Source organism: Rhodovibrio sodomensis (assembly GCF_016583645.1).
Taxonomy (GTDB): Bacteria; Pseudomonadota; Alphaproteobacteria; order Kiloniellales; family Rhodovibrionaceae; genus Rhodovibrio; species Rhodovibrio sodomensis.
On record NZ_NRRL01000112.1, the window covers coordinates 1 to 14,519 of the forward strand.

Annotated in this window: 14 protein-coding genes and 1 pseudogene; 3 read left to right on the forward strand and 12 right to left on the reverse strand. The window is 65.5% G+C overall.

Features of this window, described 5'->3' with window-relative positions; all coding sequences use genetic code 11:
- Positions 1–185: 185 nt before the first annotated feature.
- From CKO28_RS22640 to CKO28_RS22675, 8 genes are all read right to left on the reverse strand, one after another.
- Positions 186–836, reverse strand: coding sequence for an ATP-binding cassette domain-containing protein (locus CKO28_RS22640; protein WP_437127650.1), 651 nt, complete (start codon positions 834–836; stop codon positions 186–188).
- 11 nt (positions 837–847) lie between these two features.
- Positions 848–2,161 carry a sugar ABC transporter permease gene (locus CKO28_RS22645; protein WP_200343168.1) on the reverse strand — a complete coding sequence of 438 codons (1,314 nt, stop codon included), beginning with the start codon at positions 2,159–2,161 and terminating at the stop codon, positions 848–850.
- A gap of 290 nt (positions 2,162–2,451) precedes the next feature.
- The gene (xylF, locus tag CKO28_RS22650) at positions 2,452–3,519 is read right to left on the reverse strand and encodes a D-xylose ABC transporter substrate-binding protein (RefSeq protein ID WP_437127651.1); all 1,068 of its coding nucleotides are present in this window, start codon (positions 3,517–3,519) and stop codon (positions 2,452–2,454) included.
- 252 nt (positions 3,520–3,771) lie between these two features.
- On the reverse strand, positions 3,772–4,545 hold the full coding sequence (locus tag CKO28_RS22655) for an SDR family NAD(P)-dependent oxidoreductase (RefSeq protein WP_200343169.1): 774 nt from the start codon (positions 4,543–4,545) through the stop codon (positions 3,772–3,774).
- Position 4,546: 1 nt separating this feature from the next.
- Complete coding sequence (locus CKO28_RS22660) at positions 4,547–5,521, reverse strand: ABC transporter permease (RefSeq protein ID WP_200343170.1); 975 nt, start codon at positions 5,519–5,521, stop codon at positions 4,547–4,549.
- 47 nt (positions 5,522–5,568) lie between these two features.
- Complete coding sequence (locus CKO28_RS22665) at positions 5,569–6,339, reverse strand: ATP-binding cassette domain-containing protein (protein WP_200343171.1); 771 nt, start codon at positions 6,337–6,339, stop codon at positions 5,569–5,571.
- A 105-nt stretch (positions 6,340–6,444) separates the two neighbouring features.
- Positions 6,445–7,071, reverse strand: coding sequence for a substrate-binding domain-containing protein (locus CKO28_RS22670; RefSeq protein ID WP_200343172.1), 627 nt, complete (start codon positions 7,069–7,071; stop codon positions 6,445–6,447).
- Complete coding sequence (locus CKO28_RS22675; RefSeq protein ID WP_200343173.1) at positions 7,007–7,435, reverse strand: type 1 periplasmic-binding domain-containing protein; 429 nt, start codon at positions 7,433–7,435, stop codon at positions 7,007–7,009. The genes CKO28_RS22670 and CKO28_RS22675 overlap by 65 nt, the downstream gene beginning before the upstream one ends.
- Before the next feature lie 279 nt (positions 7,436–7,714).
- Between CKO28_RS22675 and CKO28_RS22680 the strand changes: the two genes are divergently transcribed.
- From CKO28_RS22680 to CKO28_RS22690, 3 genes are all read left to right on the forward strand, one after another.
- On the forward strand, positions 7,715–8,461 hold the full coding sequence (locus CKO28_RS22680; RefSeq protein ID WP_200343174.1) for a FadR/GntR family transcriptional regulator: 747 nt from the start codon (positions 7,715–7,717) through the stop codon (positions 8,459–8,461).
- A gap of 57 nt (positions 8,462–8,518) precedes the next feature.
- Complete coding sequence (locus CKO28_RS22685; protein WP_200343175.1) at positions 8,519–9,388, forward strand: SMP-30/gluconolactonase/LRE family protein; 870 nt, start codon at positions 8,519–8,521, stop codon at positions 9,386–9,388.
- A 200-nt stretch (positions 9,389–9,588) separates the two neighbouring features.
- Entirely contained in the window at positions 9,589–10,746 is a 1,158-nt protein-coding gene (locus tag CKO28_RS22690; protein WP_200343176.1) for an aldose epimerase family protein, read from the forward strand.
- Between the two features lie 523 nt (positions 10,747–11,269).
- Here CKO28_RS22690 and CKO28_RS22695 read toward each other — a convergent pair.
- The 4 genes and pseudogenes from CKO28_RS22695 to CKO28_RS22710 form a co-directional block, all read right to left on the reverse strand.
- The gene (locus CKO28_RS22695) at positions 11,270–11,431 is read right to left on the reverse strand and encodes a hypothetical protein (RefSeq protein WP_200343177.1); all 162 of its coding nucleotides are present in this window, start codon (positions 11,429–11,431) and stop codon (positions 11,270–11,272) included.
- Between the two features lie 247 nt (positions 11,432–11,678).
- Positions 11,679–13,121: pseudogene (locus CKO28_RS22700) on the reverse strand (DUF6880 family protein).
- 502 nt (positions 13,122–13,623) lie between these two features.
- Complete coding sequence (locus CKO28_RS22705; protein ID WP_200343178.1) at positions 13,624–13,980, reverse strand: hypothetical protein; 357 nt, start codon at positions 13,978–13,980, stop codon at positions 13,624–13,626.
- Positions 13,981–14,016: 36 nt separating this feature from the next.
- Positions 14,017–14,391, reverse strand: a complete 375-nt coding sequence (locus tag CKO28_RS22710) for a hypothetical protein (protein WP_200343179.1) — start codon at positions 14,389–14,391, stop codon at positions 14,017–14,019.
- Positions 14,392–14,519: the final 128 nt, after the last annotated feature.

A 14,519-nucleotide genomic window follows, 5' to 3' on the forward strand; every position in this document is an offset into this window, starting at 1 on the left:
GAGGGCTGATGTCGGCCATCTGGGAAACTCCTGTCCTGAGAGTTGGTGGTCGGCAACCCCATCGTCTCAGGCAGGAGACCCGCCCGCACCTGTTATCCGCTAACCCCCGCGATAGCGGGTTCGTTCAATCCGGGCGTAAAGAGCTGACCCGAGCTGCTGCTGGACTGATCCGGCAGGCTAGAAACTCACGGGCCCAACCCCCGGGGGTGAGCAGCTACGATGCCGATGCCCTCGCGCTTGAGCGACCGGATCAACTCCGAGACCTGCTCCGTCTCCTGCGGGCCCAGGGCGGCCGTCGGCTCGTCCATGATCAGGACCTTGGCGTCGAAGTAGAGCGCCCGGGCGATCGCCACCGACTGACGCTGACCGCCGGAGAGCTGGTGAACCGGCTGGACGAAGTTCGTGAAGTTCGGATTGATCCGCTTCATCAACTTCCGCGTTTCGTTCTCCATCGCGACTTCGTCCAGGAAGCCGAACCGGGTCAGGATCTCCCGGCCCAGGAACAGGTTGGCGGCCGCGTCCAGGTTCTCGGCCAGGGCGAGGTTCTGATAGATCGTCTCGATCCCGGCGTCCTTGGCCTTGCGCGGATTGTCCATGACGATCGGCTGGCCCTGCACGCGGATCTCGCCGGAATCGGCCTTGAGCGCGCCGGACAGGAGCTTGATCAGGGTCGACTTGCCGGCGCCGTTGTGGCCCAGCAGGCCGACCACCTCGCCCGGCCGCAGCGACAGATCGACCTGGTCGACGGCGACGACCCCGCCGAAGGCCTTGGTCATTCCGCGCATCTCGACCAGCGGCTGGCTGGCGATCGCGCTGGCGGACGTGCTGGCGGACATGGCCGTCTCCCCTATTGCCGGCGCTGATACAGGCGGTCCAGGTAGACCGCCAGGATCAGCACCAGGCCGATCACGATGTTCTGCAGGCTGGCGGCGATCCCGACCAGCGCCATCCCGGACTGCAGGGACTGCATCACGACCGCCCCCAGGACCGCGCCGATCACCGACCCGACGCCGCCGGCGAGCGAGGTTCCGCCGATCACAGCGGCTGCAATCACCCGCAGTTCGTCGAGCGTTCCCAGGCCATTCGACGCCGCTTGCAGGCGGGCCGAGGTGATCGCCGCGGCGATCGCGCAGAGCACGCCCATCAAGCCGAACACCAGCACCACCGTGCGCCGCGTGCGCACGCCGACCAATTCGGCCGCCTCCGGGTTGCCGCCGATCGCGAACACGTGGCGGCCGAACCTGGTCCGCTGGGCCAGGACCGCAATCGCAATCGCGACCCCGGCCAGGATCAGCACCGGCACCGCCAAGCCGTGGCCGAGGTAAACGCTCTCGCCCTCCCCCGGCTCGACGCCGCGGGCGTCGAGGATTTGCTGCGCCACCCGCTCGGGCAGCGGGTAGGCATTCATCGTCGCGATCACCGCGACGATGCTGCCGGCGAGCAGCACCGCAATCGCCCCCTCTGCCCACAGGGGACGCAGCGGAAAGCCGAACTTGCGCCGCCGCCGCCGGGCGTTCCACATTTGGGCGTACAAGAGCGCGACCGCGAGCACCGCGATCACCCAGCTCCACATCGGGCCGATGGTGCCGCTGATACCGCCGCCGATCACGTTGAAGTTCTCGTCCAGGGGCGCGATCGTCTGGCCCTGCGTGACCCACCAGGCCGCGCCGCGCCAGATCAGCAGGCCGCCCAAGGTGACGATGAACGACGGCACCCCGCCGAACGCGATCACCGATCCCTGGATCAGACCGATCAGGCCGCCCAGCGCCATCCCGATCAGCAGCGTCAGCACCCAGATCAGCGGGTGCCCGTAGCCCAGGATGTCGGGCAGAACGTAGACCTGGACCGCGCCCATCACCATGGCGAGGACGCCGAGCAGCGAGCCGACCGACAAATCGACGTTGCGGGTCACCAGGACCAGCACCATCCCGGTCGCCATCACCGCCACGGCAGCCGCCTGCAGCGACAGGTTGAACAGATTGCGCGGGGTGATGAACAGGCCGCCGGTGACGAGGTCGAAGCCGATCCAGATAATCAGCAGGCCGACGACCATACCGACCAGGCGGGTATCGATCTCCGCCTGGGCGATCAGCCGGCGCAGGCGATTGCGCGGCCGGCTGCCGGACGCGCTGTGTTCCGAGACGTCGGTTTCGCTTGCCATGGCGGGCGCGCCTGGCCTCCCGTGCTGTGGAACCGGACGTGCCGGCATTCGGGTGCGGGGCGACGGGGCAAAGGGGCGGGCCGCGGCGGGCGCATGACACGCCCTAGAGCAAAATCAATGAAGGTCGAGTCGACCTTCATTGTGAATTTTGCTCTAACTGCTTGAGGTGAGAGCAAGATGAAGGTCGATTCGACCGTCATCGATTCTGCTCTAGCCCGCCACCGCGCCGCCTGGCAGCTCAGACGCGCGGTCGGATCGCCAAGGGCTGCCTCAGTTCCGCCGAAGCCGCCCTAGCGGCACACCTCGACCGCGTCGGTCTCGACGCCACGGCACAGCGTGGCCCGATCGATCCAGTCCGCCTCCAGCACGACGTTCAGGTTGTCGCGGGTGATCGGAACCGGTTCCAGCAGGCGCGCCGTCATCGGCACGCCACGTGGACCGTTGTCCCAGGTGCGCGTATTCGGAATGTCCGGGAGCTCCGCGCCCTGGGCGAGTTCGATCGCGACCTCGGCGGCTTGGCGGCCCAGCTTGCGGGCATCCTTGAACACGGTGATCGTCTGGGTGCCGCGGGCGATCCGGTTCAGGGCCGCATGGTCGGCGTCCTGTCCGGAAACCGGGACGGCCCCAGCCATGCCCTGCGCGGCGAGCGCGGAGATCGCGCCGCCGGCCGTCCCGTCGTTGGAGGCGACGACGGCATCGACCTCGTTGGTCGTCCGGGTGAGGATCTGCTCCATGTTCTCCTGGGCGACGCTGGGGGCCCAACCGTCGGTGTACTGCTCGCCCACGACCTTGATATCGCCGGACTCGATCCGCTCTCCCAGGACATCCATCTGGCCCTTGTGCAGGATGTCGGCGTTGGGGTCGGTCGGCGCGCCCTTAATGAACACGTAATTGCCGGTCGGCTGCACCTTGAGGATCGCCCGCGCCTGCTGCCGGCCGACCTCACGGTTGTCGTAGCTGATGTAGAAAGCTTCCGGGTGCTCGATTAGACGGTCGTAGCCGACCACCGGGATCCCCTGGTTGCGCGCCGACTGGACCGCCGGGATCACCGCCGCGGCATCCCAGGGCAGGATGATCAGGGCATCCGCGCCCCGGGCGATCAGATTCTCCACATCGGTCAGCTGCTTGGCCGACTGGCTCTGCGCGTCGGTCGAGATGTACTCGGCGCCGGCCGCCTCGATGGCTTCCCGCATCGCGCTTTCGTCGCGCTTCCAGCGCTCTTCCTGGAAGTTCGACCAGCTCACGCCGATGGTGATATCGTCCTGCGCGGCGGCAGGCCGCGGCGCCAGCGCCACGAGGGCGCCGACGAACATCGCCAGCACGCCGCCGGCGACCGCGGTTCGAAAACGTCGGTTCATGATGAGCCTCCCCAGCTCAAGCGGTGATGCGTCGGATCGTTCTTGTCGTTCGACGCAGTAGGTGCGGCCGGCCATCCATCGTCGATCGAGGCCGACAGCACGCTGTTAGTTAACTTCGGATGCTACGGACCAAGCTTTGGTTGCGTCAATCGCGCCGGTCCGGCGGTTGGCGGGGGCGCGCCGCCGGGTCTAGAGCAACATGCTGCAAGGTGAAGCCACCTTTCAGCTGACTCTTGCTCTCTCTTCAAACAGTTAGAGCCAGCCGGCGTCGACCATGTAGTTCTGGGCCGAGCACATCGCACTTTCGTCAGAGGCCAGGAACAACACCATGCGCGCCAGGTTGTCCGGCTGCACGAACCCGTTCAGCACCTGGCCCTGCTCGATCTCCTTCATCGCCTGATCGGTCACCCACAGATCGAGCTGACGCTGCGTCATCACCCAACCCGGCGTCACCGAATTCACACGGATGCCGTGCCGGCCGAGATCGGTGGCGAACGAGCGGGTCAGACCGTGCACGGCCGACTTCGCGGTGGTGTAGCCCGGCATGCCGCCCTGCCCGAGCATCCAGGAGATCGATCCGAAATTGATGATCGAGCCGCCGCCAGCCTCGATCATGCCGGGGGCGACCGCCTGGATCGCGAAGAACTGGTGGCGGATGTTCACCGCCTGGCGCGCGTCCCAGTAGTCCGGCGTCACCTCGCGCCAATCGTGCCGGTCATCGTTCGCCGCATTGTTGACCAGCACCCGGATCGTGCCGAGCGTGCCGGCGACCTGCTGGATCGCCGCGCGCAGGGCTTCGATATCGGTCAGGTCGCAGGGAACGAAGCACACCTCGGCACCGTCCTCGCTCAACTCCGCCGCCAGGGCGCGGCCCTGCTCCTGCGCGATGTCCAGGAAGCCGACCTTGGCACCCTGGCCGGCGAAGCGCCGCACGGTCGCCTCGCCGATGCCGGTGGCGCCGCCGGTGATCAGCACCGGGCAGCCCCGCAGGCTGGGATAGGTCGCGTCGTTGCTACCGCCGGCCATATCAATTCCTCCGCATGATGACGGCGTAGATGGTCACCGCGATGGTGATCAGCAGGCCGTAGATCACCTGGGTGTAGAAGCCCTGGATGCCCAACGCGACGACGCCGGCTTCGAGCGACCCGATGATCAGGACGCCGATAAAGGTGCCGTACATCGAGCCGCGTCCGCCGAACACCGGCGTGCCGCCGATGAACACGGCCCCCAGGGCGGGCAGCGGATAGCCGTCGCCGGTGGTCGGCCAGAAGTAGGTGACCTCGGAGACCAGCAGCACCGCGCCCAGGCCGGCCATCACGCCCAGCAGCGTGAAGCAGAGGATTTTCACCCGGGCGACCTTGATCCCCATCATGTGCGCGGAGTTCTTGTTGTCGCCGACGAACAGCACCTGGCTGCCGAACACGTGGCGGCGGTAGACCATCATCATGATCACCGCGATCACCAGGAACCACACGAACTGCATCGGAATACCGCCGACGATGCGGCCGACGAAGATCGGGTGCATCCAGACCTCGGTCAGGCTCGCCAGCGGGATGCCCTGGCCTTCGGCCAGCACGTTCACGAACCCGCGCCAGAAGAACATCGTCCCGATCGTCGCCACGATCGACGGCACGCCCACGATCGCCACCATGACGCCGTTGAGCAGACCGCAGGCGCCGCCGATGCCCAGCGCGACCAGGACCGCCAGCGGATAGCTGCCGCTCGCCACGAAGGTGGCACCGAAGCCCCAGGCGGACATGCCCATCACCGACGGGAACGACAGGTCAATCTCGCCCAGCGTGATCACGAAGGTGGCGGCCAGCGCCATGACCCCCATGAACGGCAGCGTCGACATGAACGAGCGGTAGATGGCGAAGTTGGTATAGACCTGCGGCGCCCCGATGATGAAGATCGCGTACAGCACCACGAAAATGCAGGTGATGCTGAGTTCGATGCGGTTGCGCTTGACGAACAGGCGCAGGCGCTCGCGCCGTGCCGGCATGGCGAGCTCCGGACGGGGGCCCGCTGGTGTGTCTTGCGTTTCTGTGGTCATCCGACGTGCACCTGACCGGTCTGGTGAAGCTCGACCATCAGATCGATGAGTTGGTCGCGGCTGATTTCGTCCTTGGTGAACTGCGCCGCGACCCGGCCCCGATCGAGCACGATGAAGCGGTCGGCGACGCTGTAGACGTGCAGGATGTTGTGGTCGATCAAGACGACCGACTTGCCGGCTTCCCGGATCCCGCGGGCGAAATCCAGCACCCGGTCCGTCTCCTTCAGGCTGAGGCCCATGGTCGGCTCGTCGAGAATGATCATCTCGGCGTCGAAGTAGAGCGCGCGGGCGATCGCGATGCCCTGCTTCTCGCCGCCGGACAGGCCGCTCACCTCGCCGTCGACCTCGAACGCCTGCGAGGTGAAGCCCATGCGCGAGCGCAACAGCCGTTCGGCTTCCCGGCGCTGCTGGCCGACCTTCATGAACCCAAGCGGGCCGGTGATCTCGCGGCCGGCGAAGATGTTGCGCCAGAGCGACTGCTGGTCGGCGAGCGCGCGCTCCTGATAGACGGTTTCGACGCCGAGCCGGCGGGCGTGCTGCACCGACTGCATCTCGACCCGCTCGCCCTTGATCCAGACCTCGCCGGAGGTCGGTCGGTGGACGCCGGTGATGACCTTGATCAGGGTCGATTTGCCGGCGCCGTTGTCGCCGACCAGCGCGACGATCTCACCGCGATAGACCTCCATATCGATGCCCTGGAGGACATTGATCCGCCCGAACGACTTGTGAACGTCGACAAGCCGCGCGACGGGTTCGCTTTCGCTCATGGATAGAGGCTCCGCTGCAGGCATGGGAGACACTGGCCCGGGACACCCCGGTGCCGGGACAGGTTGCCGGCCAGCCGATCGGGGCCAGCCGGCAACCCGACGGCTTTAGCGGATCGCGGCCTGCGCCAGGTCCGCCACCGCGTCGACGTTCTGCGGGGTAATCAGCGCCGCGCCGGTGTCGATGTTCATCCCGGCGAAGCCGAACTTGGTGCTCAGATACAGCTGATGGATCGGCAGGTAGCCCTGCAGGAAGGGCTGCTGATCCAGCACCAGGTCGATCTTGCCGCTCTGCAGGCCCTGCACCGTGGCGGACGACAGATCGAACCCGGCGGCACAGGTGTTCTCGCCCGAGCGGTTGGCGGCCTTGAGATACGACGGCAGCGTCGCGGTCAGGGCGCCGTGGTCGGTCACGACGACGTTGATGTCAGGGTTGGACGCCAGGAACGCCGCGAAGGTCGGGATGCCCTGGGTCGGGTCCTTGTTCACGCTGTCGGAGATTTCGAGGTACTCGATCTTCACCCCGGCCTTCTTCAGCGCGTCGATCACGCCCTTGGTGCGCTGGCCGCGGGCCTCCTGCCCCAGCAGGCCCCAGACGAAGGCGGAATCGCCTTTTTCGACGTCGCAGCGGTTCAGGATCCCCCTGCCCAGGTTCTGACCGGCTGAATAGTTATGGGCGCCGACGTAGCCGAAGCCGGCGTTCTTGTACTTCGCTTCCGATTCGGGCAGGGCCACGTTTTGCGTCGTGACCACGATGCCGCGCGCGCGCCTTCTCGATCAGCGGCCCGAGCGCTTGCTCGCCCGGGTGACCCATAACCGCAATACCGTCCGGGTTGCGCCCGATCGCCTGGGAAAACTGCCGGACCATCTGTTCCGGGTTCCAGTTCGACCAGACGTACTCGACATTGCAGCCGGTCTGCTTTTCCGCCAGGCGCGCGCCGTTATAGACGATCGACGCGAACGCCCCGCCCTGCGGCCCGCCGGGGAAGAACACAAACCTCTTGTCACATTCGAATTTAACCTCCTGGGCCGGTGCACTGCCGGCCCAGCCGACCGTCAACAAGGCACATGCCACCGCGGTTCGCACCCACACGTTCATCGCGTTACCTCCCAAAAAAGATCGTTCTGTCTTATTGTTTCCGCCGCTTGCTGCGACGATTTATCTCGCGCGTAGCCCGATAAGTATGATCTTTGCAATGCCGACGTCTACAGGTTGTTGCGGGCGATCCGGTTTTCCCTCGCGAAGGCCCCATTCAGATGCGGCCGTGTTCCCGGCATCGCGGGCGCACAGCCGGCCCGGAAAGCGGCGCGCGGGCGTCCTGTTTAACACTACGGATTTCGTGTTATATGACTTTTACCAGGAGGATCAGTGGCCAAAATGAGCAACACGCTTCGCGTTCCGGCTACGCGCCTCAAGGGTAAGGTCGCCGAAACCCTCGCGCTGCGGATTTTGCGCAAGGAATATCCCCCCGGCAACCCGATCCCGCACGAAAGCGAGCTGCTGCGGGAATTCGGGGTCAGCCGGACGTGCCTGCGCGAGGCGCTCCAGATGCTGAGCGCCAAGGGTCTCGTGTCGTCGCGCCCGCGCGTGGGCACCCTGGTCAACGATCCGCTGCAGTGGAACTTCCTCGACGCCGACATGCTGCGCTGGCGCGAGCAGACGGTCAGCCGGGAATTGTTCCTGCGCGACCTGTTCGCCGTGCGGCGGATGGTCGAACCGGAGACCGCCGCGCTCGCCGCGCAGAACATCCAGCCCGACATGCTCGCCAAACTGCACGAGGCGGTCATGGGCATGGCCCGCGGCAACGGCGAGCGCACGGACGAAACGATCCAGGCGGACGTGGACTTTCACCGGCTGCTGCTCGCCGCCAGCGGCAACCCGCTGCTGTCCGGGCTCGGCGCCACCATCGAGGAGGCGCTGCGGGCCTCGATCGCGGTCACCTCGCATCCGGAGGTCGGCAGCCGGTTCGCGCTCGACAAGCATATCGAAGTGTTCGAGGCGGTCCGCCGGGGCAACGCATCCGCGGCGCGCAAGGCGATGGTCTCGCTGCTCGACATCACCGAGGAAGTGCTCGACCGGGCACGCTATAGCGAGCCGGAGACGGCCGCGCACGCCAGCGGCTGACCCCGGTCGGCCAACACGCCCCCGGCACGCCGACGCTTGGACGATAGGGAGAGGACCGTGCAACCACGCTGTGTCGCCGAGGTCGGCAATACGCTGGGCGAGGGCCCGACCTGGGCCGTGGACGAGCAGGCGCTCTATTGGGTCGACATCAAGGCCCGGCGGCTGCAGCGCCTGGTCCCGCAGTCGGGCGCGATCGACCGCTGGCAGCTGCCCGAACAGATCGGCTGCGCGGCCCCGCGCGCCGGCGGCGGCGCGATCGTGGCGCTGCAATCCGGCTTCGCGTTTTTCGACCTCGAAGGCGGCGGCCTCGACTGGATCGAGCGCCCCGAGCCGGAGCGTCCCGGCAACCGCATGAACGACGGCAAATGCGACCGCCAGGGCCGGTTCTGGGCGGGGACGATGGACGACAATGAAACCCAGAGCACTGGCGCGCTGTACCGCGTCGACCCCGATCTCAGCGTGCATCGACTGGAAAGCGGGATCGGGATCCCCAACGCGCTCGCCTGGTCGCCCGACAGCCGTACGATGTACTTCGCCGATACGGTGGCGCGGACGATCTACGCCTACGAGCACGATCCCGACACTGGCGCGATCGCGAACAAACGCGTCTTCGCCCCGCCGCACGACCAGCCCGGCAACCCGGACGGCGCGACGGTCGACGCCGAAGGCTACCTCTGGAGCGCCCAATGGGACGGCTGGCGGATCCTGCGCTACGCCCCCGACGGCCGCGTCGACCGCGCGCTGGACCTGCCGGTGCAGCGCCCGACCTCGTGCGCTTTCGGCGGCCCGGACCTGAGGACCCTGTTCATCACCACGGCGTCGATCGGGCTGGACGCCCAGGCGCTGGCGCGCCAGCCGCTCGCCGGCAACCTGCTGGCGGTCGACCTGGACGTTGCGGGCCTGCCCGAACGGCCCTTCGCCGGCTAGCTACGGCGTTCATCGATCATACGAATAATCGGCTTACCCGCGCGGTTTCGGCGTCAGACGGCGGTTTCATGCGGATAATGGTCGGTTAGAATAAGACCGGCGCATACCGCCCAGATTGTATAATCATACTTTTGCTGCTAACCTCCCAGCCTATCCGTGAATCAAGCGCCAGAAAGGCGCGCGAACGGGAGGTAAACGCAATGCTTATCCGAGATCACTTCCGCGTCGGCCGCTTCGTGCTGGCGTGCGGCCTCGCCATGGCCCTCGTATCGGGCGCGCAGGCGGCCGGCTTGGGGGTTAGCGAGGACACGTTCGGCACGCTGTCCGACGGCACCGAGGTCGATATCTACACCCTGACCAACGCCAACCGGATGGAAGTCACCATCCTGACCTACGGCGGGATCGTGCAGTCGATCCGGGTGCCCGACCGCAACGGCAAGATCGACGACGTGTCGCTCGGCTTCGACGACCTGCAGGGCTACGTCGAGCGCAGCCCCTACTTCGGGGCCCTGATCGGCCGGTTCGGCAACCGGATCGCGGGCGGTACCTTCACCCTGGACGGCGAAACCTATCAGCTGCCGGTCAACAACGGCCCGAACAGCCTGCACGGCGGCACCAAGGGCTTCGACAAGCGGGTCTGGTCGGCTAGCCCGATCCGCACCGGCGACCGGGTCGGGGTCGAGCTGACCTATTTCTCGCCGGACGGCGAGATGGGTTATCCAGGCAACCTCGCGGTCACGGTCCGCTACACCCTGAATAACGACAACGACCTGCGGATCCACTACTCGGCCGTCACCGACGCGCCCACGGTGGTGAACCTGACCAACCACGTGTACTTCAACCTGGCCGGCGCCGGGAACGGCACCATCCTGGACCAGGTGGCGATGCTCAACGCCGACCGGATCACGCCGGTCGACGACACCCTGATCCCGACCGGGGCGTTCATGTCGGTCGCGGGCACGCCGTTCGACTTCACCCAGCCGAAGCCGATCGGCCAGGATATCCGTGCCGACCACCAGCAGCTGGCGTACGCCGAGCCGGAGCAGGGCGGCTACGACCATAACTACGTGCTGAACAACCCCGGCAACCTCGACGCGCTCGCCGCCCGGGTCACCGACCCCGAAAGCGGCCGGACCGTGGAGATGTACACGACGGAACCCGGGGTGCAGTTCTACACCAGCAACTTCCTGGACGGCCTGCAGGGCCAGGACGGCGAGACCTACAAGCACTGGGGCGGCTTCACCTTGGAGGCCCAGCACTTCCCGGACTCGCCGAACCAGCCGGACTTCCCCAGCACCGTGCTGCGGCCCGGCGAGAAATACACCCAGACGACGATCTACAGTTTTCGGCCGAAGTAGCGTCGTCTGCCGACCTAGAGCAAAATCGATGAAGGTCGGGTCGACCTTCATCGTGAATTTTGCTCTAGCTGCTTGAAGAGAGAGCAGGATTCAGCTGAAAAGTGGCTTCACCTTGCAGCATCTTGCTCTTGCCGCCGGGGCACCGCGCCTCGGACGCGACGCGCTACGGCGTCCGCCCCGCCCATGCACGAGCGCACTTGGACAGGGCGGGGCGGAGTCGTCGTGCCCGGATATCGATCTTGCTCTCAGTCCCTGAAGAAAGCGCAAGATGCAGCTGAAAGGCGATTCCGCCTCGCATCTTGCCCGAGCCGACAGCCGCGCCTACTGTGACGTCTCAGATAACCGTGCACCGAGTTTCTTGATTTATCAGTGACTTACCAGAATCCCGTCTCACAAAAAACGTCGCCGGAATCTCACATATAGCAGCAAAATTGACTTCGATTCTCACAATTAAAAACCTGCAACCTTAGCCAGAAAATCAAGCATCTATTTCTTCTTTCCACGCAATGCCTTTAATTCAACCTTAACCAAAATCGCCATGGCCGTCGACCACCCGCAAATCTCCACCAATTTTGTCTAAAATTGTATCGATTGGCTGAGAAACGCGGTACATGCGGTTCGCCGCGACGAGCAAGGTTTCCTGACGATCCAAATCGGCATCGCTAAGCGTTTGGACGCTGGACACACGCACTACGTGTCTTACGCCATCGACGTCGCGGAATCCCAGAAATGTGAATGGCCGAGCGATCCGCTGCATACATGGAACATAACATGAACGCACGGCCTTGGGCAAGCAGTAGCAGAGACCCTGAACGGGCAACGACCTGCGCCAGTACCGCTAAACGGCGCTGGGCTCGGCCGCACTGAACTGGATCGTTCCAGTAGTCCGGGCCAAGCGGCATCCGAGCCCATGCCGACCCATCACTACTGGGCTACTCGTCCCGCACAAGATCCCAGAAAGCCCGCTTTCGAGCATGCCTACTCTTCAGCCGCCTCTCGAAGGCTTCGTGCGTCTCGAAGCGCCCGAAGTCGGCGATCATCGTGGCGGCGCTCGCACACTGCCGGAAGTGTCTAGCAGCGTGTCGGTAACGCTTCACGCGGGCCTGATCGAGCGCGAAGTCGATCATCGCCCGGCGTAGCAGCGTCGCCGCCAGCGGATGCTTTTCCTGCAACGCGTCGGCCGCCGGGGTGAGGACCTCGTAGTGATCGCCGTCAACTTCATCGGCTCGATCGAGCACGAGTTGTGCGGCTCGCGCCAATGCAGGCTACTCGATCAAGAAGAAGAGCGCGCGGTTGAAACCGCTGTAACGCTGCGCGACGTCGAGCGCCCGCTCTTCCGCCTCGACGTCGTCGAACTCCGGCAACCGCTTCAGGTAGGTGCGCAAGTGGGGCTTGCTCAACGTTCGCTCGAAACAGGCCCAGCGGAAGGTCTGAGCCTCCTCACTCCGTCCGAGCGCTTCTAAGGCGTTAGCCCGCGCCTCTTCCCACTCGACCGGCAGCCAGGCCGCCCGCTTCGTATCCACCGCGTCGAGGTACGCCAACGCATCCGCCGCACGACCGGCGGCGACCAGACGTTTACCGATCTCCGCGGCGATCTGCGGGGCGCGCTGCGCCGCTTCGCTGTACTGGGCGATGAAGCTCTCGACGTCGCCCTGAGCGTCGGCGATCTGCTGCAAAGCGTGACGGGCGGTCATTTCGCGGCGACGTCGATCGATGTCGTCGGCGTAAATCGGGCCCGAGGAGCCGTAGCCGATGACGTGACGGTGTTCCTCAGCTGGCCGCTCCGGCGTCTCTTCGGCCCAGGCCTCCATCCGCGCCTTGAGGTGCGCCAGTCCGCCGTCGCCGAGGTGCGGCGCCAGCAGCGGGATCAGGCCGTCGACCTCGCCGTAGCCGTTGTCGGTCAGCGTGTTGAACGCGCGCTCGGCCAGTTCCTCGGGGTCGGCGTTCGCCGCCTCGGCGAGATTGGCCACGTCGTTGCAGGCGCTCTGGAAGACCCGGGCGACGGAGCCGTTGCTGTCGTCGCACCGCTCGAAAACCGAGTGCGCCAAACCGAGAAAACGCCACATCAGATCGAGCGCGGTCGCTGGGTCCTCTTTGGCCACCTGCTCCACGATCGCCTGGCGTTGTGTCTCCAGATCCTTCACGAGCGCCTTGCGCTGCTGCCAGTCGACGAAGGACCGCGAGCGCTCGATCGTCGAGAGGCGCTTGCGGACCTCGCGGGCAACGTCGTCGGACCCCGCGGCACTGGCCAGCTCGAGCCGCAGGCGCCGCTTGGCCGCCCCGTCACCCTGGCTGATCTCCATGAGCAGTTCGGCCAGCCGGCGCGCCCCCAGACGCTCCAGGTTCTGCGTGTTCAGCGTCTTCTTCGAAGCCATGCGGGCTCGCGCGCACTCCCAGTAATAAGGCGGACCGGGATCGGCTTACGGTCCCGGGCGCGATCACGTGTACTAGGGTTCCGGCCTCGATAACGACGGCGCCCCCTTAGAAAAGGAAGTCCTTGGCCGGCTACGTCGAGCGCGTCAGCTTCCATAACGTCGAGACCGGCTTTCGCGCGTTCTGTATAGACGCCCACGGCATCAACAGAACTGGTCAAAATCATAGGCCACAGTGAAGCCATTGGCGCCCCCAAATTGGTCAGCAACTCAGCCATGCCGGTCGTTCGACTGCTTTAGTATCGCGTCCTGACGCCCCGTGCCGAGAGGATATCGGCTGGGATGGGTCATCCCTCGCCGATCCGCATCGCCCAGGCCACGTCTGGTAAAAAAGGGACTCCTGCCGACCGGCTACCGGTCCCAACCGACTGCATCTGGCCATAACCTAACAGGATGAAAGCCGGCGCGAGCCGCGACAAGCGCCCGCCTTCGTTGTTTCCGCACGTTAGTCTTCCATCTCATGCTGTAGCAGTTCATGGATTTCCAGCAGAATAAACTCGTTATGGTCCTGCTCGCCCAGCTGCCGACCCATCGAAACGCCGTAGTTATTGTCGTTGCCGACGATGATGTGGCGGTCGTCGACCATGTGGACATCTTTGATGGTCACCAGCGGCAAGGTGAAGCGGTCGCACTGCGCGCCAGGCACGGCCTTGTCGTGCGGATCCCGGATGTCCATCCGGTCGATGTAGCCGAGCTTCTCGACATAGCCGCCGTCTTCAACCCCGGCGAAGGAGATGGTGTAGACCCGCTTTAACCTGAACTTTGTATTTGGCCAGAATAGTAACTCCCTGATGACGCTCAAAGAATCGGCTCTACGGGCGAGTCCGCTCTGGCTACATCACGGGCTGATGCCGAGCAATTCGAAAGCCCTGGCCTGCGGCGGTGTGGGCTGGGTCGGCTGATCGAAGCTGTAGGCCGGGTTGCTGGGCATGCTGACGGTGTTGAGGCACAGCGTGCCCAGGTCGGCGAGCAGGCTCTGGAAGCTGTGCACGGGCAGGTCATCGTCGGTCCGCCGGGCAGCGGTCTTACGCGTGGCCGCCTCCGAGGGCTCCGTCGGCGCCACGACGGAGGCACGCTCGGCGTCAGCGCCCTCGGGATCGGGGTCGTCGAACAGGATCGGCGCCAGGCATGATCGCATGTGCGCCTCGACGTAGTAGGCCAGCATGCACAAAAAGACGTGCGCACGGACCCGATCAGCGGCCCAGTGGAACACCTGAGGTGTCCCGGGTTTCTCGGAGGCTGCGGTGGTTGGACGATCAGGCCGCCATGGCGGCCTGATCGTCCAGCTCGAAAAATTTCGCCTCTGCCTCCGCCGGCGGGATATGGCCGAGGGGTTCCAGT

What these genes read in the sequence shown, in the direction of transcription:
- CKO28_RS22690 (WP_200343176.1), top strand. Translation starts at nt 9,589, where the DNA reads ATGCTTATCCGAGATCACTTCCGCGTCGGCCGCTTCGTGCTGGCGTGC.
- CKO28_RS22655 (WP_200343169.1), bottom strand. Translation starts at nt 4,545, where the DNA reads ATGGCCGGCGGTAGCAACGACGCGACCTATCCCAGCCTGCGGGGCTGC.
- CKO28_RS22660 (WP_200343170.1), bottom strand. Translation starts at nt 5,521, where the DNA reads ATGCCGGCACGGCGCGAGCGCCTGCGCCTGTTCGTCAAGCGCAACCGC.
- CKO28_RS22640 (WP_437127650.1), bottom strand. Translation starts at nt 836, where the DNA reads ATGTCCGCCAGCACGTCCGCCAGCGCGATCGCCAGCCAGCCGCTGGTC.
- CKO28_RS22680 (WP_200343174.1), top strand. Translation starts at nt 7,715, where the DNA reads ATGAGCAACACGCTTCGCGTTCCGGCTACGCGCCTCAAGGGTAAGGTC.
- xylF (WP_437127651.1), bottom strand. Translation starts at nt 3,519, where the DNA reads ATGAACCGACGTTTTCGAACCGCGGTCGCCGGCGGCGTGCTGGCGATG.
- CKO28_RS22645 (WP_200343168.1), bottom strand. Translation starts at nt 2,161, where the DNA reads ATGGCAAGCGAAACCGACGTCTCGGAACACAGCGCGTCCGGCAGCCGG.
- CKO28_RS22675 (WP_200343173.1), bottom strand. Translation starts at nt 7,435, where the DNA reads ATGAACGTGTGGGTGCGAACCGCGGTGGCATGTGCCTTGTTGACGGTC.
- CKO28_RS22665 (WP_200343171.1), bottom strand. Translation starts at nt 6,339, where the DNA reads ATGAGCGAAAGCGAACCCGTCGCGCGGCTTGTCGACGTTCACAAGTCG.